The 20,818-nt window shown below is 64.7% G+C and carries 16 protein-coding genes; 13 read left to right on the forward strand and 3 right to left on the reverse strand.

Annotation, left to right across the window (positions count from 1 at the left end; genetic code table 11):
* The first annotated feature begins 19 nt into the window (after window positions 1-19).
* The 9 genes from alaS to QXZ85_RS30280 all read left to right on the forward strand — a co-directional run bounded on the left by alaS (window position 20) and on the right by QXZ85_RS30280 (window position 11,792).
* Window positions 20-2,704 carry an alanine--tRNA ligase gene (gene alaS / locus QXZ85_RS30240; protein ID WP_316175427.1) on the forward strand — a complete coding sequence of 895 codons (2,685 nt, stop codon included), beginning with the start codon at window positions 20-22 and terminating at the stop codon, window positions 2,702-2,704.
* Window positions 2,705-2,727: 23 nt separating this feature from the next.
* Entirely contained in the window at window positions 2,728-3,954 is a 1,227-nt protein-coding gene (locus QXZ85_RS30245; protein WP_315768697.1) for a cyclic nucleotide-gated ion channel, read from the forward strand.
* Window positions 3,955-4,918: 964 nt separating this feature from the next.
* Window positions 4,919-5,353 carry a hypothetical protein gene (locus tag QXZ85_RS30250; RefSeq protein WP_315741447.1) on the forward strand — a complete coding sequence of 145 codons (435 nt, stop codon included), beginning with the start codon at window positions 4,919-4,921 and terminating at the stop codon, window positions 5,351-5,353.
* A 210-nt stretch (window positions 5,354-5,563) separates the two neighbouring features.
* Window positions 5,564-6,046, forward strand: coding sequence for a flavodoxin family protein (locus QXZ85_RS30255; RefSeq protein WP_315741446.1), 483 nt, complete (start codon window positions 5,564-5,566; stop codon window positions 6,044-6,046).
* A gap of 263 nt (window positions 6,047-6,309) precedes the next feature.
* Complete coding sequence (locus QXZ85_RS30260) at window positions 6,310-6,882, forward strand: DeoR/GlpR family DNA-binding transcription regulator (RefSeq protein ID WP_315747729.1); 573 nt, start codon at window positions 6,310-6,312, stop codon at window positions 6,880-6,882.
* A gap of 419 nt (window positions 6,883-7,301) precedes the next feature.
* Window positions 7,302-8,645, forward strand: a complete 1,344-nt coding sequence (locus tag QXZ85_RS30265; protein ID WP_315706079.1) for a carbohydrate porin — start codon at window positions 7,302-7,304, stop codon at window positions 8,643-8,645.
* 142 nt (window positions 8,646-8,787) lie between these two features.
* On the forward strand, window positions 8,788-9,987 hold the full coding sequence (locus QXZ85_RS30270; RefSeq protein ID WP_316175429.1) for an adenylate/guanylate cyclase domain-containing protein: 1,200 nt from the start codon (window positions 8,788-8,790) through the stop codon (window positions 9,985-9,987).
* 280 nt (window positions 9,988-10,267) lie between these two features.
* Window positions 10,268-10,477, forward strand: a complete 210-nt coding sequence (locus QXZ85_RS30275) for a cold-shock protein (RefSeq protein ID WP_315706077.1) — start codon at window positions 10,268-10,270, stop codon at window positions 10,475-10,477.
* 211 nt (window positions 10,478-10,688) lie between these two features.
* The gene (locus tag QXZ85_RS30280) at window positions 10,689-11,792 is read left to right on the forward strand and encodes a fatty acid desaturase (protein ID WP_315706076.1); all 1,104 of its coding nucleotides are present in this window, start codon (window positions 10,689-10,691) and stop codon (window positions 11,790-11,792) included.
* A gap of 83 nt (window positions 11,793-11,875) precedes the next feature.
* Here the strand turns inward: QXZ85_RS30280 and ilvD are convergent, their stop codons facing one another.
* Entirely contained in the window at window positions 11,876-13,717 is a 1,842-nt protein-coding gene (gene ilvD / locus QXZ85_RS30285) for a dihydroxy-acid dehydratase (RefSeq protein WP_315747726.1), read from the reverse strand.
* Window positions 13,718-14,071: 354 nt separating this feature from the next.
* On the opposite strand from ilvD, the gene QXZ85_RS30290 reads away from it, so the two are divergent.
* Window positions 14,072-14,434 carry a copper resistance protein CopC gene (locus tag QXZ85_RS30290; RefSeq protein WP_315741442.1) on the forward strand — a complete coding sequence of 121 codons (363 nt, stop codon included), beginning with the start codon at window positions 14,072-14,074 and terminating at the stop codon, window positions 14,432-14,434.
* Window positions 14,435-14,444: 10 nt separating this feature from the next.
* Entirely contained in the window at window positions 14,445-16,103 is a 1,659-nt protein-coding gene (locus tag QXZ85_RS30295; RefSeq protein ID WP_316175430.1) for a copper resistance D family protein, read from the forward strand.
* 4 nt (window positions 16,104-16,107) lie between these two features.
* On the opposite strand, the gene QXZ85_RS30300 is transcribed toward QXZ85_RS30295, so the two are convergent.
* Together QXZ85_RS30300 and QXZ85_RS30305 are read right to left on the reverse strand one after the other, a co-directional pair.
* The gene (locus tag QXZ85_RS30300; RefSeq protein WP_315741440.1) at window positions 16,108-16,608 is read right to left on the reverse strand and encodes a DUF3455 domain-containing protein; all 501 of its coding nucleotides are present in this window, start codon (window positions 16,606-16,608) and stop codon (window positions 16,108-16,110) included.
* Window positions 16,609-16,704: 96 nt separating this feature from the next.
* Window positions 16,705-17,919, reverse strand: coding sequence for an NADP-dependent isocitrate dehydrogenase (locus tag QXZ85_RS30305; RefSeq protein ID WP_315706071.1), 1,215 nt, complete (start codon window positions 17,917-17,919; stop codon window positions 16,705-16,707).
* A 327-nt stretch (window positions 17,920-18,246) separates the two neighbouring features.
* On the opposite strand from QXZ85_RS30305, the gene QXZ85_RS30310 reads away from it, so the two are divergent.
* A complete protein-coding gene (locus tag QXZ85_RS30310; RefSeq protein WP_315728566.1) occupies window positions 18,247-19,446 on the forward strand; it encodes a TrmJ/YjtD family RNA methyltransferase in 1,200 nt (399 codons plus the stop codon).
* 295 nt (window positions 19,447-19,741) lie between these two features.
* Entirely contained in the window at window positions 19,742-20,806 is a 1,065-nt protein-coding gene (locus QXZ85_RS30315; RefSeq protein ID WP_315706069.1) for a tetratricopeptide repeat protein, read from the forward strand.
* Window positions 20,807-20,818 lie beyond the last annotated feature (12 nt).

The raw sequence follows: 20,818 nt of genomic DNA on the forward strand, positions 1-20,818 counted from the left end.
CTTTTTCGATTGGATTGCTATGAGCGGCGTCAACGAGATCAGGTCGACCTTCCTTAACTTCTTCGCCGAGAACGGCCACGAGATCGTGCCGTCCTCGCCGCTCGTGCCGCGCAACGACCCGACATTGATGTTCACCAATGCCGGCATGGTGCAGTTCAAGAACGTCTTCACCGGGGTCGAGAAGCGCCCCTACAGCCGCGCCACCACCTCGCAGAAATGCGTCCGCGCCGGCGGCAAGCACAACGACCTCGACAATGTCGGCTACACCGCCCGCCACCACACCTTCTTCGAGATGCTCGGCAACTTCTCCTTCGGCGACTATTTCAAGGAGAACGCGATCGAGCTCGCCTGGAAGCTCGTCACGAAAGAATTCGGCCTGCCGAAGGAGAAGCTGTGGGCGACCGTCTATATCGATGACGACGAAGCCTTCGGACTCTGGAAGAAGATTTCCGGCCTGCCGGAATCGCGCATCATCCGCATCGCCGGCTCGGACAATTTCTGGCAGATGGGCGACACCGGCCCCTGCGGCCCCTGTTCGGAAATCTTCTACGACCATGGCGACAAGGTCTGGGGCGGCCCGCCCGGCTCCCCGGAGGCGGATGGCGACCGCTATATCGAGATCTGGAACCTCGTGTTCATGCAATACGAGCAGTTCGAGGGCGGGGCGCGCACGCCGCTGCCGAAACCGTCGATCGACACCGGCGCGGGGCTCGAACGCGTCGCTGCCGTGCTGCAGGGCAAGCACGACAATTACGACATCGACCTGTTCGTCGCGCTGATCCGGGCCATCGCCGACCTCACCAATGCCGATCCGCAAGGGCCGCAGAAGGCTTCGCTCCGCGTCATCGCCGACCACCTGCGCGCCTCCTCCTTCCTGATCTCGGACGGTGTGCTGCCCTCCAACGAAGGCCGCGGCTACGTGCTGCGCCGGATCATGCGCCGCGCCATGCGCCATGCGCAGCTGCTCGGCGCCCGGGAGCCGCTGATGCACCGCCTGGTCGGCGCGCTCACGCGCGAGATGGGCCAAGCCTATCCCGAGCTGATCCGCGCCGAGAGCCTGATCAAGGAGACGCTGCGGCTGGAAGAGACCCGCTTCCGCAAGACCTTGGAGCGCGGCCTTGCCATTCTCGATGAGAAGGCGGCGGGCCTGACCAAGGGCGACATGTTCGACGGCGATGTCGCCTTCACGCTCTACGACACCTACGGCTTCCCGCTCGACCTCACCCAGGACGCGCTGAAGTCGCGCGGCATCAGCGTCGACCAGGCTTCCTTCACCGACGCGATGGAGCGGCAGCGGGCGAAAGCGCGCGCTGCCTGGGCAGGTTCGGGCGACGCGGCGACCGAGAGCGTCTGGTTCCCGCTGCGCGAGAAGCTCGGCGCCGCCGAGTTCCTGGGCTACGAGACCGAGACCGCGGAAGGCGCGGTGACCGCGCTGGTCAAGGATGGCGCGGAGGTCGAGAGCCTCAAGGCCGGCGAGACCGGCGCCGTCGTGCTCAACCAGACCCCGTTCTATGCCGAATCCGGCGGCCAGGTCGGCGACCTCGGCGTGATGCGCGGCGACGGCGTGACGTTCCGCGTCACCGACACCCAGAAGAAGGCCGGCGATCTGTTCGTCCACCTCGGCACGGTAGAGCAGGGCACCCTCAAGCTCGGTACCGCGCTGCAGCTCGATGTTGATCATGGCCGCCGCTCCGCGATCCGCGCCAACCATTCGGCCACCCACATCCTGCATGAGGCGCTGCGCCAGGTGCTCGGTAACCATGTCGCCCAGCGCGGCTCGCTGGTCTCGCCGGACCGCCTGCGCTTCGACTTCGTGCATCCGAAGCCGATCACCTCGGACGAACTCGCCCGCGTCGAGGACATCGCCAACGAGGTCGTGCTGGAGAATTCCGAGGTGACGACGCGGCTGATGGCGCTCGACGACGCCCGCGAGGCCGGCGCCCGCGCGCTGTTCGGCGAGAAATATGGCGACGAGGTCCGCGTGGTGGCGATGGGCAATGCTGCGCGCGACCACGGCAGCAACGCCCAGGCCGCAAATACCATGGGCTGGTCGGTCGAGCTCTGCGGCGGCACCCATGTCAAGCGCACCGGCGACATTGGCTTGATCTCGGTGACCTCCGAGAGCGCGGTCTCCTCCGGCGTGCGCCGCATCGAGGCGCTGACCGCGCGCGGCGCGCGCAAGCACGCCAACGACACCATCGCGCTCGCCAAGCACGCCGCCGCCGAGCTGCGTTCCACGCTCGACGACGTTCCGGCGCGAATCACGGCGCTGATGGAGGAACGCAAGAAGCTCGAGCGCGAGCTGTCGGACGCGCGCAAGAAGCTCGCGATGGGCGGTGGTGCTTCCGCGGGGGGCGGCGCTTCCGCTGTCCGCGAGGTGGCCGGCGTCAAGCTGATGGCGCGCGCTGTCGAAGGCGTCGAGGTGAAGGACCTCAAGAGCCTCGTCGACGAGGCCAAGAAGCAGCTCGGCTCCGGGGTGGTCGCGATCGTCGGCCGTAGCGAGGATGGCAAGGCCGGGGTCGTGGTCGGCGTGACCACGGATCTCACCGCGCGCTTCAACGCGGTCGAGCTGGTGCGCGCGGCCTCGGAGGCGCTGGGCGGCAAGGGCGGCGGCGGCCGCCCCGACATGGCCCAGGCCGGCGGGCCCGATGGAGCCAAGGCCGATGCCGCGCTGGCCGCGATCGAGAAGGCCATGGCCGGGTAAACAATGAGCGCGAGTCTGTCGCGATGATCGGGCGTCATAGGACCATCAAGGATCCCGATCTGCGCGACCGGCTCTACGAGCTGCTCGAACACGATCATCTGCCGCTGTCGGTCGGCTCCCGCTTCGTGCGGATGATCGTGATCGTGATCGCCGTCGATGTGCTGGTGACGACCCTGGCCTCGGTGCCACAGCTCGACGCGCGCTTCGGCCCGACCTTCACCGCGGCGAAGGTGATGGCCCTGCTGGTTTTCGCCTTCGAATATTTCGCCCGTCTCTGGAGCATCGCCGGCCACACGCCGCGCAGGGGCTCGGCCGTCCGCGACCGGCTCGGCTACGTCTTCTCCGCGCTCGGCATCATCGATCTCGGCGCCTTCCTGCCGGCGGTGATCGTGCTCGCGATCGGCGATCACGCCATGCTGGCGATGCTCTGTGTGCTGCCGTTCCTCAAGCTGGTGCGCTATTCGCCGGCGATGCGCTCGCTGCTCGCCGCGATCCAGGCCGAGCGGCGCACTTTGGTCGGCTGCATCGTCATCCTGATTGGCGCGGTGCTGTTGTTCGCGTCCTTGCTCTATGCGGCCGAACGCGACGTACAGCCCGACAAGTTCGGCACGCTTCCGGATGCGATGTGGTGGGCGATCGTCACGCTCGGCACCGTCGGCTATGGCGACGTGGTGCCGGTGACCACGCTCGGCAAGCTCATTACTGTGTTCGCGATCGTCGCGGGCTTCGCGATGATCGCGCTGCCGGTCGCGATCATCTCCAGCGCCTTTGCCGAAGAGGTGAAGCGGCGCGACTTCGTCGTCACCTGGGGCATGCTGGCGCGGGTGCCGCTGTTCGCGCGTCTGTCCGCCGGCGAGATCGCCGACATCATGCGGCTGTTGCGCGCGCGCACCATCGAGGCCGGCGAGGTGCTGGCGCGCCGCGGCGACACCGCGACGTCGATGTACTTCATCACCGCGGGCGAGGTCGAGATCGAGCTGCCGACCCAGCGCGTGCGGCTGGTCGACGGCGCCTTTTTCGGCGAGATCGCGCTGCTGCACCGGACCAAGCGGAGCGGCACGGTCAAGGCGCTGCGCAAGACGCGGCTGCTGGTGCTCGATGCGCAGGACTTTCATGCGCTGATCGAGCGCATGCCAGCGCTCGCTGCCCATGTGAAGACCGTCGCCAAGGCGCGGATGGCCGACAGCGGCGATCTCGCCGTCGTCGAGATCTCCGAAGGCGCCGCACATGACGACCAGCCGGAGACATAGGGACGGACAGCGCATCTCGCTGCGACCCTCCCCTGGAGGGGGAGGGTCGGCGCACATGAGCAACGCGAATGTGGGCCGGGGTGGGGGGATCTCTCCATGCGCACTGCCGTCTGTGGCTTCACCCCACCCCGCTCGCCCGCTTCGCGTGCGATCGACCCTCCCCCTCAAGGGGAGGGTAAGACTGTGATCGCAGCGTTAGCCATCGTACTCAACAGCTTCGCCTGTTGAGCGAGCGAGAGTCTGGTAGCTGCGAAGCTCTTTCATCTTCCGGGCGTGCCCCATCGCTCCCGCGACACGACGCGCCCGGGATGCGTGAAGCTCGAGCCCTCGAAATTTGTGAGGGCGCAGGGAATGCCGGGTATCCGCTGATACCCATGGCCCGCGTGCGAAAAAGAATGCACGCGGCGGAAACCACAGGTCCAGCCGGATAATCCCGGCATTCCCTGCACGATGGTTTACGCCTTATACGCGCTCTCCCCGGGGACCGGCGTTCTTGCCCCCGTCACTTCACGAGATGCGCCGAGCGCGTCCCGTGAAGCTTGGCCTCAGCACCGGGAGGCCAGGACCACGCGATTTCGCCGTCCGCCGCATTGCCAGTCGTCTGCGTTTTGAAACGCGCCTGGCCTTGCGAGCGTCCATCGCATTGCCGGTCCAACGTATCGTGACGACGCGTACGCCCCTCATCCGGACCGGAACGCGCGAAGCATACGACTGATTTGCTGATTTTCGGAAGTTGTTTATTTTGGCCAGGCATCTTGAAATGAGCGATGGCTTTGGAATGGCAAGTGAAATTGGCTCTTTGGCGTAGGCGTGTTTCGGGCATGTCTGCTGTCGCTTCCATCCGCCAGGAGGACTCATTTTTGCCTGCCGGGCAAATCGGCCTAGGCGCATCAATCGCGATCCCTTAGTTGCTTTCGATTTCAAGCTTCCGCATGATCGCGTTCAGTGCGAGCAGAGACTTGAAATGCAAAAAGCATCCCTCAAAGGAATTGTAATAGGAAGCATCACGGATGTAGTATTCAGCTACGTTATTCTGATCCTTTTAGCTGTCTATTTCACAGTGGCATCAGGATCAGGAGTGCGTCCAGATCATGGTGCCGCCTCCGCAAGAATCCTGATGGGAAATGCCTGGTTTGTAGTCTGGGGCAGGATATTTGGCTCATTCGGCTCTGTGTTAGGTGGTTACGTCGCGGCGCGTATCTCCAAACATGACGAAGTGCTGAACGGCATACTTTCTTTCATCTATTCTGTGCGTCGGCAGCGCTCCATATGCCTTGATCAGCGGAACAGCCGCGGGCCATCAATGGTCTTATCTCGCCTGTTTGCTAATGAGCCCGGCGCTGGGTGCTCTAGGTGGCCTTTTGCGATCCCATCAGATGGCGTCGCAGGGTTGATTTGAACGCCGTAAGGCGGATCGGCCGCAGTGTAGTCGGCTACAAAATCTGTCGGAGGAGGCGTCGCGGGCTACGGCTTCGGTGAGCCCGCCGTACGATCGGTCAGTCATGTGTCTGCCTACGACCGTCGTACTCTTGACTCTTGATCTGACTCAAGGTCGACGACCGGTGCCACCCTATTGTGACTGGCGAGCATGCCGAGGAGCGTGAGAGCGATGCGAACGCTTGTCGTGTTCTATTCCTTGTCAGGGACGACGCGCGCGGTTGCGCAGGTGATCGCAAAGGCGCTCTCGGCCGATGTCGAGGACATCAGCTGCGCGCGATACCAGCGGAGCTTCGGCAGCTACCTCAGGGCTTCCTATGACAGCTGGTCGAACAGCCTGCCGCAGATCGGACGCTTGCAGCATGCGCCGTCGGATTACGACCTGGTCGTCGTCGGTTCTCCGATCTGGGCGTGGCGGCCCGCCACGCCCATCCGTGCCTATCTCCAGGCGCAGGCGGGCAAGTTGAACAACGTCGCCTTCTTCCTCACCCATGGCGGCTCGCCACCGGGCAGGTCGTTTCGCGAGATGAAAGACCTGGCCGGTGCCGCGCCGAAGGCCACCGTCGCCATACGCCAAATCGACGTGGCGAATTCCAACTTCGGCCCGGCCGTGTCGCGCTTCGCGGCTTCACTACGGGATGCCATGGCGGGCTGAGCAGCTATCAGGCCTGGCACGTCGGTCGAATAGCGAAGCGTGATCCGCTGTGAAGGAAAAAAGCGGCGGGTTACGCCTTTGGCTCATCCGCCTCACGAGAGCCGAAACTGCGCAGAGAGGGGACCAGCGAGAGCCTGAGCCCGCATCGCCGGGGTAAATGGGCGCGAAGGTGAAGCGCAAAAGCGGGCGAGCAACCCGCCATTCGTCTCCGCATTATTTTCAATCGCATCGGTTCCGGGGTGGGCGTCACGGTGCGACGGCCCATGCGCTGCGAGCAGCGGCTTGCGGTGCAGGGGCGCGAGAAGCAGGCGATCGCGCGCGCCGCCATCGATCTGATCGAGGACGGCGACACGCTGATCCTCGACGCCGGCTCCACGGTCGCAGCCTTCGGCCGGCTGCTCCGCGAGCGTAGGCTGCGCATCATCACCAACAACCTCGCGCTCTTGCCCTTTCTCGCCAAGGCGCCTGCGATCGATCTCGTGGTGCTCGGCGGCACGCTGCGCCCGACCAGCATGAGCACCATGGGGCCGCTCGCGATTGAGGCGCTGCGCCGCATGACCGCCGACCGCGCCATCATGAGCGCGGATGGCGTGGTTCATGGCCGTGGCCTGTGCGAAGCCGATCTCGATCAGGTCGCGTTGAAATCGCTGATGATGCAGCAGGCGCGGGAGCTGATCGTGCTCGCCGATGCGACCAAGCTCGGCCGGGCCGAGCAGTCGGCCTGGGCGCCGCTGCCGCCGCGCTGGACTCTGGTCACCGACGACGGCGCATCCGAGAGAGAGCGCACATGCCTGGCCGATGCCGGGGCGCGCGTGGTCGTCGCGCCTGCCGGCTGAGATCAGGCGAAGCGGCGCTACAGGCTGCTGTAAAGCTTTGCGTCGAACGGTGGAGACCTCCCTCTCGCCGCACGATATCGCGCAGAATTCGTCTGCGCCGGACACCGCTTCGGCGATATCGGCGGCCCCAGCCTGACCGCGTTCGGGCCGGCGCGCAGAGAGCAGTTCCTCGGTCACCGACATATCTGTGTCCGATCTGACACAGTTACGGTTTTACCGAGGCGTCTATATTGTATGACTATTCACGCCCGCTCAAATGCCCGTTAGGGTGACTGTCCAACCTGCAATTGCGATTCAGTCGCTTCTTGGGGCGGCGGCTGCGGGTGGCCGAGGGGAAGCGCGTTCCGGGACAACGGCTTTGGCCGGGACGCGACATAAAAACATCCAGAGCCTGGGAACGCTGCGAGGAGCAGAAGAAAATGAATTGGTGTGTGACGACCGCACGTGCGTGCGGCGTGGGGATCGTTTTGTCTCTGTTAGGCAGTGGCGCATATGCGGCCGATCTGCCGACGAAGGCGCCGCCCGTTCCTTATCCGTCGGCCGATGATTTCTGGACAAGACCGTATCTGTTCGGCGATCTCGGCCGGACATGGCTGAAGGAGCAGGGCGTTACACTGGCCCTGACGCTGGGCGACGAAGCTGTCACCAACCTCTCGGGCGGCTCCAGGAACACCTCAGCCAACGCAGGCCAGCTGTGGTTCGAGGCCAAGTTCGACATGGCCAAGCTTGCCGGCATCCAGGGCGGCATGGTCGGCCTTACCCTGGTCGACCGCTTCGGCGACAATCTGAATTCCGAGGCCGGCATTCCGGCGCTGCAGCTGACCAACGAAGTGTTCGGCCGCGGCAATATCGTGCGCCTCACCGAATTCTACTATCAGCAGAAGCTGTTCGATGATCGCTTGACCCTCAAGGGCGGCCGTCTTCCGGTCGGCAACGACTTCTTCTTCGGCCTGTGCGAGTTCATCAACCTGACCTTCTGCGGCGGCCAGCCCGGCAACATCCAGGGCGGCTACATCTTCAACTGGCCGGTGAGCCAGTGGGCCGGTGTCGCCCATTTCAACATCACCAAGGAACTGTCAATTTCGGCCGGCGTCTACGACGCCAATCCGCAATATCTGACGACTTCGGACGCCGGCATCTATCTGGCGCCGGGCATTCCCACCCGAAGCCCCGGCGCGGGTGTGCTGGTGCCGGTGGAGTTGAAGTGGGAGCCGAGCGGTCCGCTGAACGGCACCTGGCGCTTCGGCGGCTGGTATGACAACGCCTCGACGATCGATGGCGGCCTTCCCGGGATCATCATGACCATCCCCGGCGTCGGTGGAGTTCCGGATCAAAATATTGGCGATCAAAGAGGCCGCTACGGCGTCTACGAATCGATCCTGCAGCGCTTGACCGTCGACGGTCCGGACGCCCAGGGCTGGTACACGTTCCTCAATACGACTGTCGCCGATCACCGGACTGCGTTCCAGGACTACCAGATCGCGTGGGGCGTCAGGCACACCGGCACGTTCTCCTTCCGCCCGAAGGACGAAGTCGGCTTCGCGGTGGGCACCACCCACGTGAACTCGGCCGCGCTGAGCCCGAACGCAGGCGGGAACGAGGTTCCGATCGAAGCCTGGTACGGCTGGCAGGCGACTGGCTGGATGAACCTCAAGTTCGACGCCCAGTATGTGATCAATCCCGGCGGACGCGGCTTCAACGCCGCCGGCATCAAGACCAGCAATGCCTGGGTTCTCGGCCTGCGCACGGTGGTTCACTTCTGACGCGACGGCCAGGTCGTCATGCGTTTCGATCAAGACATGGCATGCCCGTTTGCGGGCATGCCATGACGTCGATTGACTCCGGCGCGCGGGGACACGACCTATCCAGTATCGGTTGGTCAGGTTTCGGGCCCAGGAGCAAGACATGAAGGCGGCAGCAGACCTCGATCCCGCCACCGTACAGTCCGACGGCGACGTCGTGCACTGGCTGACGCACGGTACGCGTGACCAGCGCTTCCTCGACAACATTTTCGCCGAGATGTGCATCCGCCTGCAGCGTGCCGGGATTCCGGTCAAGCGGGCGACGCTTCATCTGTTGATCCAGCACCCGCAATGGCTCGGCGCCCGGATCCTGTGGAACGACGGGATGCATGAGGCCGAGATTGCGCGGGTCGATTACGATGTCATGGGACGGTCCGAATATATCGGCAGTCCCGCCAACGAGATCCATGACGGCGCGGCGCAGGTGCGTGAAAATCTCGAGCGCGATCCGGGGCAGGGGCGCAGACACGCCGTCTATGACGAGATGCGGGCACAGGGCTTGACCGACTATGTCGCCTGGCCACTGTATCATACGCTCGGCAAGCGCCACATCGTGACCTTCGCGACCGACCGGCCCGGCGGCTTCGAGGACGCGCATATCGCAGCTCTGTTCAAGCTGCTGCCGATGCTGGCGCTGGTCAGCGAAATCCGGATGAAGAACCGGCTGGCGCGGACCCTGCTCGAAACCTATGTCGGCTCGCACGCCGGCGAACTCATCCTGGCCGGCGCCACCAGGCGCGGCAGCGGGACCACGGTCCGCGCCGCGATCATGATCTGTGACCTCAGGGACTTCACCAGGATCTCCGACAACTGGCCGCGCGACGACGTGATCGATCTCTTGAACGGCTATTTCGACGCGATGTCGGAGCCGATCGTTCGCCATGGCGGGGAAATCCTGAAGTTCATGGGGGACGGCCTGCTTGCCATCTTTCCGCTCAGCGACCCACGGGCCTGCGCCAATCTGCTGCATGCCGTGGCCGAGGCCCGTCAGGCCATGCTTGCCCTGAACGAGAAGAACGGCGAAGCCGGCCGCGCACCGCTCAACTATGGCGTGGGCGTCCATGTCGGCGACGTCATGTACGGCAATATCGGCTCGCGCGCGCGGCTCGACTTCACCGTCATCGGTCCTGCGGTCAACATGGCCTCGCGGCTCGAAACCCTCACCAAACAGGTCGGAAAGCCGGTGCTGCTGTCGCGCGCCTTCGCCGATCTCGTGAAAGATGAGTTCGCGCTCGAGCGCGTCGGTGAATACCCGGTACGCGGCTTCGCCGAGCCGATCGAACTGTTCGCGTATCGGGGGTGAGGGCGGATCCAACCCGCTGCGGGTGCAAAGTTGCGGTTGAGATCGGGCCTGGCTACGGGGTACTACGGTCCGCAAGTGGCGAATCTTGACGCCGGCTCGATTTATGCCCATATAGCGGTCATCGACACTTGGCCGAACGACCTGGGCCGCTTCGCCTCGTCATAGACAGGCGCGCACGTTTCAGACCCCCTTCTCCAAAAATCGATCCATCGACGAAGGCCGCCGCACTCTCGGCGCCTTGAGTCTTACGTGCACGTTGTCAGGTGAAAGGACATCGACAGTGAATACAGGAACTGTGAAGTGGTTTAACGGCCAAAAGGGCTTCGGCTTCATTCAGCTCGACGGCGGCGGCAATGACGTCTTCGTTCATATCAGCGCGGTTGAGCGCGCCGGCATGAGCACCCTCAATGAGGGGCAGAAGGTCAGCTTCGACATCGTGGCCGACCGCCGAACCGGCAAATCCGCCGCTGAAAACCTGCGCGCCGCCTGAGCGGCCGCGCGAAGGACCATGGTGCTTTGACCACGGATGTACTGGCAGAGCTTTCTGGTTTTCTGAGTCCCGCGTCCGATCCGTCGGCACGCGGGATTTTTCCATCTGGCCACAATCGCCACAAAGCAGGTGAAGATCACATTGCAAGTCAACAAGCAGATCGCGGCTGCGCCGAAGACGAAGCCCGCATCGGCAAGCCTCGGATATTCTCTTGAGCACTGAACATCATTCGGGCGCATCGAGGCCCGACTCGCGGCGCTGGACGCGCATTCTGGCCAGTTATGGCAAGCCAAATCGCGCGCGCAGCGCTGCCGAATTGGTGATCACCGCTGTGCCGCTCGCGGTATTATGGACCGCGGCCTGGTTCATGTTCTCCCTTGGCCATGCCTGGGCTTCGTTGCTGATCGCTGTTCCAGCTGCCGGCTTTCTCGTGCGACTGTTCATGATCCAGCACGATTGCGGCCATGGCACCTTTTTCGCCGGTCGTCGGGCGAACGACTGGGTCGGTCGCGTCATCGGTGTGCTGACGCTGACGCCTTACGACTGGTGGCGCCGCACCCATGCGATCCATCATGCCTCCACCGGCAATCTCGATCGGCGCGGTATCGGCGACATCGATACGCTGACGGTGCGCGAATACGCCGCCCGCTCATGGTGGGGCCGTCTGACCTATCGGCTTTACCGCCACCCGCTGGTCATGTTCGGGGTCGGACCGGCCTATCTGTTTCTGCTGCAACACCGGCTTCCGGTCGGCCTGATGCGCGACGGTTGGCGACTCTGGGCCAGCACGATGGCCACCAATCTCGCCATCGCCGCGACCGTCGCCGCTCTTAGTTGGCTCGTCGGGATCAACGCATTCCTGCTGGTGCATCTTCCGATCATGCTGCTCGCGGCCACGGCCGGCGTATGGTTGTTCTACGTGCAGCATCAATTCGAGCAGACCGCGTGGGAGCGCGACGAGCGCTGGAACCTGCATGATGCCGCCCTGTACGGCAGCTCCCATTACGATCTGCCGGTTCTGCTGCGCTGGTTCACGGCCAACATTGGCATCCATCACGTGCACCATCTGTGCAGCCGGATTCCATATTACCGGCTCCCGCGCGTGCTGCGTGACCATCCGGAACTGCGCGAGGCCTGTCGCATCACGCTGCCGCAGAGCTTTCGCTGCGTCAGGCTTGTGCTGTGGGACGAGGCGCAGCGCCGACTGGTCTCGTTCCGAGAAGCCAGAGCCGGAGCCTTTGAGCTTCGGACGGCCACAGTGAAGCGGCCGCACCGCTCGGTTTCGCGGGAGGCTGCCGCTGGGCGGCTAAGCTAAGCGCGCACCGTATCGCGCATATGAAAGAAAGGTGGGCACGACGCTCCGCGTCTTTGCCCACCTGACGTCATCGAACTATCAACTCAGTCCTTCAGCACGCGCACGGCACCCTTGGCGGCGCTCGAGGCGAACGCGGCGTAGGCCTTCAGCGCGGTGGAGACCTTGCGTGCGCGCTTGGCCGGCTTCCAGGCCTCCGTGCCCTTGGCCTCCATCGCGGCGCGGCGATGCGCCAGCTCCTCGTCGTCGACGGCAAGGTGGATGGTGCGGTTGGGGATGTCGATCTCGATGCGGTCGCCATCCTTGACGAGTCCGATCAGGCCGCCTTCGGCGGCTTCCGGCGAGACGTGGCCGATCGACAAGCCCGACGAGCCGCCGGAGAAGCGGCCGTCGGTGACGAGCGCGCACACCTTGCCGAGCCCTTTCGACTTCAGATAGCTGGTCGGATACAGCATTTCCTGCATGCCGGGGCCGCCGCGCGGGCCTTCATAGATGACGACGACGACGTCGCCGGGCTTGATCTTGTTGGTCAGGATCGCCTCCACCGCGGCGTCCTGGCTCTCCATGACGCGGGCGGGGCCTGCGAAGGTGAGGATGCTGGCATCGACGCCGGCCGTCTTCACGATGCAGCCGTCGAGCGCAACGTTGCCGTAGAGCACGGCCAAGCCGCCATCCTTGGAATAGGCATGCGCGAGGTCACGGATGCAGCCCTTTTCGCGATCGAGATCGAGGTCCTCATAGCGGCGGTCCTGGCTGAACGCCACTTGTGTCGGCACGCCGCCGGGCGCGGCCATGTAGAAGTTCTTCACGCTCTCGCTTTGGGTGCGCCTGACGTCCCAGCGCTCCAGCGCAGATGCAAGCGAAGCCGAATGCACGTTCGGCAACTCCGTGTGCAACAGCCCTGCGCGGGCGAGTTCGCCCAGAATCGCCATCACGCCGCCGGCGCGATGCACGTCCTCCATGTGCACGTCGGCCACCGCGGGCGCGACCTTGCACAGCACCGGCACCTTGCGCGAGAGGCGGTCGATGTCCTTCATCGTGAACGGCACGTCGCCCTCATGCGCGGCGGCGAGCAGATGCAGCACGGTGTTGGTCGAGCCGCCCATCGCGATGTCGAGACTCATCGCGTTCTCGAACGCCTTGAAGTTGGCGATCGAGCGCGGCAGCACCGAGGCATCGTTTTGCTCGTAGTAGCGGCGGGCGAGATCGACGATCAAATGACCGGCCTCGACGAACAGGCCCTTGCGGTCGGCATGCGTCGCCAGCACCGAGCCGTTGCCGGGCAGCGACAGGCCGAGCGCCTCGGTGAGGCAGTTCATCGAATTGGCGGTGAACATGCCGGAGCAGGAACCGCAGGTCGGACAGGCCGAGCGCTCCATCACCTCGACGTCGGCGTCCGAGACCTTATCGTCGGCGGCCGTCACCATGGCGTCGATCAGGTCGACCTTGCGCAGCTTGCCGGCGAGGTTGACTTTGCCCGCTTCCATGGGCCCGCCCGAGACGAAGACTGCGGGAATGTTGAGGCGCATCGCGGCCATCAGCATGCCCGGGGTGATCTTGTCGCAGTTGGAGATGCAGACCATCGCGTCGGCGCAATGCGCGTTGACCATGTATTCGACGCTGTCGGCGATCAGCTCGCGCGAGGGCAGGCTGTAGAGCATGCCGTCATGGCCCATGGCGATGCCGTCATCGACCGCGATCGTGTTCATCTCCTTGGCGACGCCGCCGGCCTTCTCGATCTCGCGGGCGACCAGCTGGCCGAGATCCTTCAGATGCACATGTCCCGGCACGAACTGAGTGAAGGAGTTGACCACCGCGATGATCGGCTTGCCGAAATCCTCGTTCGTCATCCCGGTGGCGCGCCACAGGCCGCGAGCGCCGGCCATGTTACGGCCGTGGGTGGAGGTTCGGGAGCGGTAGGCGGGCATGACGGTTTCCTTGGCGGTTCCTCAAGACGGCGGCAATGTTGGTCCGGCGGGCAGGGAACAGGTCCGGGGCCGGACGGGCAGCAATGGATGGCGCGTGGCATACCGCGAACAAGCCGATGATGCGACATGTAATTTCGTAGTCCAGCGATGCCGGCGCGATCGATCCGGCGGCGGCATCGGGGCCGGGGGCACACAACCTGTCACTGTTGGGCCACACTTTGCCGATCGCAGCGTGGGTCACAACTTTGTGCCTATTTGCGGAATTTGCCGGCACCTAAATACAGTGCAGTGCAATGTTCAACCGGCCACGTCGCGTGTTTGAGACGTCGTCCTGAGCTGCCGGGTCTTGAAGCCATGTATTCTGCCCGAAAACGACATTACCTGCTGCCGTTATTTCTGCTGCTCACCGCGCCGCAAGGCGCCGCGGCCCATGCCATCATCATCTCGTCCCAGCCGGCGTCCGGCGCGACCGTCGCCAAGGATGCGATCGCGATCAGGCTGCGCTTCAACAGCCGCATCGATCATGCGCGTTCGCGGCTGAAGCTGCTCGCGCCCGATGGTACCGAGCAGACATTGACGCCGACGGCCGGCACACCGCCGGACGAGCTTGATGCCGAAGCCAAGGCGCTCGCGCCTGGCGCCTGGCGCCTGCGCTGGCAGGTGCTGAGCGTCGACGGGCACATCACGCGCGGCGATATCCCATTCACCGTCCGCTGAGCCGCCCGCCGTGTCGCTCTTTCTCGACATCTTCGGCTATCTGTCGGTGGTGCTGCGCGGGCTGACCCTGCTTGCGCAGTCGTTCACGCTGGGCGGCATCGCCTTCCAGGCGCTGCTGTTGCGGCCGCTGCAGGACAAGTTGTCAGCCGACGCGATCGTCGTGGGGAAAAAGTGCCAGCGCTTTCTGCGCCTCAGCGCGCGTGCATGGTTCTCGGTGACGCTCGCCTCGCTCGCGATCAATGTCGCGGCGCTGACCGGCACGCTCGACGTGTCATGGCGCGAAGCGGCTGGCGCGGATTTCGCGCGCTTCGAGCTTGCGGTGGCCGGCTGCGCGCTCGTCCTTTCGCTGCTGGCGCGGACAGGCACGTGGACCGCGTGGCGAACGACAGCCCTGATCGTCATCGCCGCGTTCGCGCTCGCGCTGCAGCTCAATCTGACGCATGCGGCAAGCCGCCTCGATGTGCGCTGGCCACTGATGCTCGCCGATGCCTTGCACATGCTGGGGGCGGGCGTATGGATCGGCGGCCTGCCATATTTCCTGATGGCGCTGAACGGCTGCAAGGCTGCCGGTGACGAGCGGCTGATCGGACGCCGCTACTCGCTGATGTCGATGGCCGCGGTGGCAGCCATCGTGGTCGGCGGCACCGTGATGGCGATCGCCTATCTCGGCTCGTTCGAGGCGATCTACGGCACGGCCTATGGCGTGATGACGTCAGCCAAGGTCGCGATGTTGCTGATGCTGCTCGCGCTCGGCGCCGGCAACTTCCTCGCCGTGGAGCGGCTGCGCCGGCGCGATCCGGAAGCGCCGCTGCTGCGGCTGAAGCGCTTCGTCGAGGTCGAACTCGGCGTCGGACTCACGGTGCTCATGACCGCAGGATCGCTGACGTCGCTGCCACCCGGCGTCGATCTCAGCCAGGACCGCCTGAGCTGGCAGGAGATCGTGGAGCGCGCAGCGCCGCAATGGCCGCGCCTGATCAGTCCGCCGGCCGACCAGCTCACCATCTCGCAGCTCCAGGCCAAGATCGACGCCGCCGATGCGCAGCGCGTGACCGCGCCGCCGGCTTACGTCCCGGGCGAAGGCATCATCCTGCCGCGCAGCGCCGAAGACATCGCCTGGTCCGAATACAACCACCATTGGGCCGGCATCTTCGTCCTGCTGATCGGGCTGCTCGCGCTGATCGAACATTTCAGCTGGGGCCGCTGGGCGCGGCACTGGCCGCTACTGTTCCTGGTCATGGCGGCATTCCTGTTCTTCCGCGCCGACGAGATGGCTTGGCCGATCGGGCCGATCGGCTTCTTCGCTTCGCTGCGCGATCCCGAAGTGGCCCAGCACCGTCTGTTCGTGGTGCTGATCATCCTGTTCGGTCTGTTCGAATGGCGGGTGCGGCTGCGCGGAGAGGCCGCGGGACGGGCGGCGCTGATGTTTCCGCTGACGGTCGCGGTCGGCGGCGCGCTCTTGATGACGCACTCTCACGCCATCGCCAACGTCAAGGACCAGCTGCTGATCGAGATGAGCCACACGCCGCTGGCGCTGTGCGGCATGACGGCAGGCTGGGCGCGCTGGCTGGAATTGCGCCTGCCGGGGCGGACCAGCCGGATCGCCGCCTGGGTCTGGCCGGTTGCCTTCGTGCTGGTCGGGCTGATCCTGCTAGATTATCGCGAGGCGTGAGTTCTTAGTCCTTGCGCAGGAACACGTAGTCGGCCGAATAGGGCACGCTGCGATAGGTGCCGGCCGCGTCGCAGGCGCCTTCCAGCACACCGCCCTTGGTATTTACCCGCTGCACCGTGGTGATATTGGCCAGGACGCCGTCGCCGCGATGGCCGACGGCGTTGAGCTTGAGCCAGGCGATGTCGTTCTCGGTGGCACCGATCGCGGTGCCCACCACGCGGCCCGTAACCACGCTGCCGTCCTGATGCTCCCAGTTCGGCCCCGCGTAATGGCGGCCGACCGTCTTGCCGTCTTCCATCAGCGTCGCGATCGGCTCGCGGAACGTCCAGGCGAGCTTGCCGTCCTTGTCGGTCTTGCACTCATAGACCTGCGCGCCCTCGGCATGCAGCGTCAGCACCACCTTCTCGCCGGGGGCGATCAGCGCATCGGGGATCGTGGTTTCGCCGGCGCGGGCGCTGCCGGTCAGAGCTGCAACAAGGATGAGCAGGGCAGGGGTCGCGCGCATCGACGGTGCTCTCTGGTTCGTGGAAACGAACGGGCCGCGCTGGTGGCGCGGCCCGTAATGATGCCAGTCGCACTCTGGCGAAAATGGGGAGGCGGCTTAGGCCGCCATCGCCTTGGTGAGATTTTCCGCGATCTTGTCGAGGAAGCCGGTGGTCGACAGCCAGCGCTGGTCGGCGCCGACCAGGAGCGCGAGGTCCTTGGTCATGTAGCCGGCCTCGACGGTGTCGACGCAGACCTTCTCCAGCGTGGCGGCGAACTTGGCGAGCTCCGCGTTGTTGTCGAGCTTGGCGCGGTGGGCGAGACCCCGGGTCCAGGCGAAGATCGAGGCGATCGAGTTGGTCGAGGTCTCCTTGCCCTTCTCGTGCTCGCGGAAATGGCGGGTCACGGTGCCGTGCGCGGCTTCCGCTTCCACGGTCTTGCCGTCCGGCGTCATCAGCACCGAGGTCATCAGGCCGAGCGAGCCGTAGCCCTGCGCCACGGTGTCGGACTGCACGTCGCCGTCATAGTTCTTACAGGCCCAGACATAGCCGCCGGACCATTTCAGCGCCGCCGCCACCATGTCGTCGATCAGGCGGTGTTCGTAGAAGATCTTCTTGGCCTCGAATTGCGTCTTGAACTCGCGGTCGTAGATGTCCTGGAAGATGTCCTTGAAGCGGCCGTCATAGACCTTGAGGATGGTGTTCTTGGTCGAGAGATAGACCGGGTAGCCGCGCTGCAGGCCGTAGTTCAGCGAGGCGCGGGCGAAGTCCATGATGGACTCGTCGAGATTGTACATCGACATCGCCACGCCGGCGCCGGGGGCCTTGAAGACCTCCTTCTCGATCACGGTGCCGTCCTCGCCGACGAATTTCATCGTCAGCGTGCCCTTGCCGGGGAACTTGATGTCGGTGGCGCGGTACTGGTCGCCATAGGCGTGACGGCCGATGATGATCGGCTTGGTCCAGCCGGGCACCAGGCGCGGCACGTTCTTGCAGATGATCGGCTCGCGGAAGATGACGCCGCCGAGGATGTTGCGGATGGTGCCGTTCGGCGACTTCCACATCTCCTTCAGCCCGAACTCCTTCACCCGCGCCTCGTCCGGGGTGATGGTGGCGCATTTGACGCCGACGCCGACCTTCTTGATCGCGTTGGCGGAATCGATGGTGACCTGATCGTTGGTCCTATCGCGGTTTTCCATCCCGAGGTCGAAATACATCAGGTCGATATCAAGGAAGGGGTTGATCAGCTTGTCCTTGATGTACTGCCAGATGATCCGGGTCATCTCGTCGCCATCGAGTTCGACGACGGGGTTGGTCACCTTGATCTTTGCCATGCGGATAGGGCCTCTTGGGAACAGCGCACTTTTTCGAAGAGCGGGATGTGAAAATCAGCGCGTCATAGCACCGGTCCGGGGCGGGCGAAAGCCGAGCTGGTATGCATCCGGAGCTGATTTGCCGCGTGAGCCCGGCGTTCTTCGAGGCGCTCTCGGCCTGTGCTGCGGCCCAGGCTCCCCACAGCTTCGGTAAAACGGCAAAATCGGCCATTAACCGGGTTATTTTGCTTGAGAATTCTGCCCAGCCGGGTCAACGGGGGCAGAGTGGTCCAAAGCTGGGTGGCCGGGTAGGCACTCAGCCGCTTGATGAACTGGAGAAGGATCGACGTGTCCGGGACCGACAAGACCAAGACGGGGGTGGAGATCGACGGCCCTGTCGTCATCCTGGTCGAGCCGCAGCTCGGCGAGAACATCGGCATGGCTGCCCGCGCCATGGGCAATTTCGCGCTGACGCAGCTCCGCCTGGTCAATCCGCGCGACGGCTGGCCGAACATCGCCGCCCGGCGCGCGGCGGCGGGCGCCGACCACATCATCGAAAACGTCCAGCTGTTCGCGACCCTTGATGAGGCTATCGCCGATCTCGACCTGGTGTTCGCCACCACCGCCCGGTCGCACGACCAGGCCAAGCCGGTGATGGGGCCGGAGGGCGCCGCGCGCGAGATCCAGGGCCACGTGGCCGCCGGCGGCAAGGCCGGCATCCTGTTCGGCCGCGAGCGCGCCGGGCTGACCAACGAGGAGGTGGCGCGGGCCAACCGCATCATCACCTATCCGGTCAACCCGGGCTTTGCGTCGTTGAACCTCGCCCAGGCGGTGCTGCTGATGGGCTACGAATGGTTCAAGCTGATCACCTCCGGCGCCTTGCCGTTTTCGATGCCGGAGCGCTCCGAGCGGGCCTCCCAGCACCAGATGGAAGCCTTCTTCGAGAACCTGGTACGCGAGCTCGACCGGGTCGAATTCCTGCGGCCCGTCGAGAAGCGCGAGACCATGCTGGTCAACCTGCGCAACATCTTCTTCCGGATGGAGCCGACCAAGCAGGACGTGCACACGCTGCACGGCGTGATCATGGCCATTGCGGAAGGGCGGAAGGGCCCGGCCAAGGGCGGGGTGCTCGACAGCGAGCAGGCCACGCGGCTGCGGGCGCTGATCGCCGAGCAGGGCACGGTGGCGAGCCTGCCGGATTCACGCGGCTCGTTGCGTGGGCTGGCACGGCTGCTCCGCCGCAATCCGACCGATGCCGAGCGCATGCTCTGGCATGCGCTCACCCGCGACCGCCGCTTCGCCGGCCAGTTCAAGCGGCAGACCCCGGTGGGCCGCCAGATTCCGGATTTCGTCTCCTTCGTCCATCGCCTCGCGATCGAGCTCGTGAACACCGAGGAGAGCGAGGCGATCGCCGCCGACCGCGCCGCGCGCCGCACCTGGCTGGAGAGCCGCAACTACCGCGTGGTCGATATCAACGTCGCCGATATCGAGGCCGACCTGGAGCAGGAGCTGGCACGGCTGGCGAGGATCGTTGCGGAGACGAAGTAGCTGATCGGCACCCTGAGCGGCGGCGCAGCCGTTGCCGCCGCCGGACTTGGTAACATGATCCGGCTTGGAAATGGGGGCTGGGATGCAATCGGAATGGCGGGTGTTCGTCGCTGCGGCAATGGCGGCGGGACTAGGTGCGTTGACGTCGATCCCAGGTGCCCTCGCGCAATCGTCTCCGATCATATCGTTTCCGACCATCAAGTGCCACGGGACCGGGAATATCGCCCTGGACGATCGCATCGCCGGCTGCACCGCCTTGATCGAGAGTTCTGCGGCCACATTGAGAAGCCTGAATATGGCCCGCCTTCGTCGGGCGATGTTCCATGTTCAGAAAGGCGAAATGGAGCTCGCGATCGCGGACTATGATGCAATCCTTGCCCGCGATGCGGACAATGTCCCTGCGCGGCTTGCGCGTGCCTCCGCTCATCTGCGGAAGCACGACAATGATGCAGCCCTTGCCGACTACGACCGGGTCATCGAGTCTGACCCTCAGAGCATCTATGCACTCAACGGGCGAGCGCTGGTCTATCTGGCAACAGCGAACCCGGACAGCGCGATCGCCGACTACGGACGGGTTCTCCTAATTCATCCCGAGAATGTCGGCGCCTATGTCGGCCGCAGCGGCGCCTACAGGGCCAAGCAAGATCCGGAGCGGGCGCTCGCTGATTGCAACAAGGCGATCGAGATCAGCCCGGAGCGTGAGTACGGCTATCTCTGTCGCGGTGCAGCCTATCGGGACCAGGATCAGATCGATCGTGCGGTGGCGGATTTCGAGCGGGCGACTGAGCTCAATCCCAAAAATCTGCAGGGCGACCTCAATCTGGCCAGCGCGCATGAGCGGCGCGGCGACATGGAGGCTGCGTTGGCCCGGCTCGACCAGGCTTTCAAGATCGATGCGGACAATGCCGTCCTCCATCGGGCGCGGGGAGTTGCTCGGCTGGAAAGCGGCGGATCGCGCGAGGCCATCGAGGATTTCGGCCGAGCCGCCGAGCTCAGGCCCAGGGATTCTTACGTGCAGCTCTGGCTCGATCTTGCGCGTCGCCGCAGCGGCGAACCCAGCGAGCTGGCCGAAAGCAGCAAGCAGCTGGACATGTCGGAATGGCCCGCGCCCGTCGTTCGCTTCTATCTCGGTGGCCTGACGTTCGGGGCCTTGCTTGTTGCCGCCGAAGATCCCGATCCAAACAAGCGCAAAGGCCAAGTCTGCGAAGCCAATTTCTATGCGGGAGAGCTGACGCTCGCCAACGGCGCTCAGGACGAGGCTCTCAAGCTGCTGCGCGTTGCCACCGATGTCTGCCCGAAGCATTTTGTCGAATGGCCCGCCGCTCATGCCGAGTTGCGGCGGCTCGGCAGTGGCCGATAACGGCCGGAGTAC

The organism is Bradyrhizobium sp. SZCCHNGR1005, from assembly GCF_032489995.1.
Lineage (GTDB): Bacteria > Pseudomonadota > Alphaproteobacteria > Rhizobiales > Xanthobacteraceae > Bradyrhizobium.